This window comes from Xanthobacter sediminis (genome assembly GCF_043195015.1).
GTDB lineage: Bacteria > Pseudomonadota > Alphaproteobacteria > Rhizobiales > Xanthobacteraceae > Xanthobacter.
This window is the reverse complement of sequence record NZ_JBAFWH010000046.1, coordinates 1-2,144: the sequence shown is the minus strand read 5'-3', so window position 1 is coordinate 2,144 and position 2,144 is coordinate 1. Positions and strand designations below refer to the sequence as shown.

The 2,144-nt window shown below is 70.2% G+C and carries 2 protein-coding genes; both read left to right on the top strand.

The annotated features are described in order from the left end of the window. The first annotated feature begins 116 nt into the window (after nt 1-116). Nucleotides 117-1,010: a bifunctional DNA-formamidopyrimidine glycosylase/DNA-(apurinic or apyrimidinic site) lyase gene (gene mutM, locus V5F61_RS21110; protein ID WP_393990615.1), complete on the top strand. Its 894-nt coding sequence runs from the start codon at nt 117-119 to the stop codon at nt 1,008-1,010. A 351-nt stretch (nt 1,011-1,361) separates the two neighbouring features. After that, on the top strand, nt 1,362-2,132 hold the full coding sequence (locus V5F61_RS21105) for an enoyl-CoA hydratase (RefSeq protein WP_393990616.1): 771 nt from the start codon (nt 1,362-1,364) through the stop codon (nt 2,130-2,132). The last annotated feature ends 12 nt before the right edge of the window (nt 2,133-2,144 follow it).

Sequence of the window (2,144 nt, the reverse complement as noted above, 5' to 3'; positions counted from 1 at the left end):
CCGGAAAGCGGTTGTGGGGTGTGATTGTCGCTTGCGTGCGGGGCCGGGGTGGCGGATTCTGAGGGGCCAGTGATTGAATCGCGCGCCTTCGGGCGGCACCGGCGAGCCGAGACCAGATGCCCGAATTGCCCGAGGTGGAAACCGTCCGCCGCGGCCTCTTGCCCGTCCTGCAGGGCGCCGTGATCGAGAGCGCGGAGGCGCGCCGGCCGGACCTGCGCTGGCCTCTGCCTGAGAATTTCGCCGCGCGCCTCGCCGGGCGGAAGGTGGTGGCGCTCGGCCGGCGGGCGAAATACCTGCTGGCGGACCTCTCCGGCGGCGAGGTGATGATCATGCACCTCGGCATGTCCGGCTCGATCCGGGTGGAGGGGGCCGGGGCCCAGGGGGAGGGCGGGCAGACACCCGGCGTGTTCCAGCATCCGCGCGGGGCGGCCGGGCGCCATGACCACGTGGTGCTGCACCTGGCCGGCGGGGCCACCGTGACCTTCAACGATCCGCGCCGGTTCGGCGCCATCCTGATCGTGCCCTACGACCGGCTGGAGAGCCATCCGCTGCTGCAGGGGCTGGGGCCGGAGCCGCTGGGCAACGGCTTCAACGCCGCCTATCTGGCGCAGGCCTGCGCGCGGCGGCACACCTGCCTGAAATCGGCGCTGCTGGACCAGAAGCTGGTGGCGGGGCTGGGCAACATCTATGTGTGCGAGGCGCTGCACCGGGCAGGGCTTTCGCCGCGGCGGGCGGCCCACACCCTGGCCACGCGCGAGGGTGGGCCGACGCTGCGGGCCGAGCGGCTGGTGGGTGCCATCCGCGACGTGCTGCGCGAGGCGATCCAGGCGGGCGGCTCGTCGCTGAAGGACCACCGCCAGGTGGACGGGGCGCTCGGCTATTTCCAGCACAATTTCCGCGTTTACGACCGGGAGGGCGCGCGCTGCCCCACCCTGCACTGCAAGGGCACCATCCAGCGCATCGTGCAGGGCGGGCGCTCCACCTTCTTCTGCCCGGTGTGCCAGCGCTGAGGGCGCCGCGGCGCCCGCCGGCCCCCATGATGGACAGGCCATCGCCGGACCGGCCCGCGTTGCAACCGGCTCGGCGTGTGCACGCGCGGTTTCGAGCACAACCCGGCTGGCGTGAAGAACGCGCGCCAACCCGGAAATCCAGCGCGTCTCGCCGATTCCCTCACGCGGGGAAACGCTCCAGGGCATGTCCCGTCCGCACTGGCTCGCGGCCACCACTCCGGATTCCGCAGATCACGCATTTTCTTCACGCGAACCGGAATCCACTTCGCCTGAAAATGCTCTAGACCTGTCCCGTACGCCTTGGGGCTGAACGAATCCGCCCGCACCGGGCGGCGACGGGGAGAGATAGGAATGTCATTCGAGACACTGCTTGTGGAACGGCACGATCGCGTGGGGCTGATCCGGCTCAACCGTCCGCAGGCGCTGAACGCGCTCAATTCCGATCTCATCGGCGAGCTGAACGTGGTGCTGGACGCGTTCGAGGCGGACGCGGACATCGGCTGCATCGTCATCACCGGCTCGGAGAAGGCGTTCGCCGCCGGCGCCGACATCAAGGAGATGCACGCGCTCACCTATCCCGCGAGCTATGACGATGACTTCATCACCTCGTGGGAGCGCCTGTCGCGGGTGCGCAAGCCGGTGATCGCGGCGGTGGCGGGGTTCGCGCTGGGCGGGGGCTGCGAGCTGGCCATGATGTGCGACTTCATCCTGGCGGCGGACACCGCCAAGTTCGGCCAGCCGGAGATCAAGCTCGGGGTGATGCCGGGGGCGGGCGGCACCCAGCGCCTGACGCGGTTCGTGGGCAAGTCGAAGGCCATGGAGATGTGCCTCACCGGCCGGCTGATGGGGGCCGCGGAGGCGGAGCGGGCGGGCCTGGTCTCGCGCGTGGTGCCGGCGGCGGACCTGGTGGGCGAGGCGCTCTCGGTGGCCAAGACCATCGCCGACATGTCGATGACGGTGGCGATGCAGACCAAGGAGAGCGTCAACCGGGCTTACGAGACGACGCTGGCGGAAGGCATCCGCTTCGAGCGGCGGGTGTTCCAGGCCATGTTCGCGCTGGAGCATCAAAAGGAGGGCATGAGCGCCTTCATCGAGAAGCGCCCGCCGAACTTCCGCCGCTGAGGCCCGCGGGGG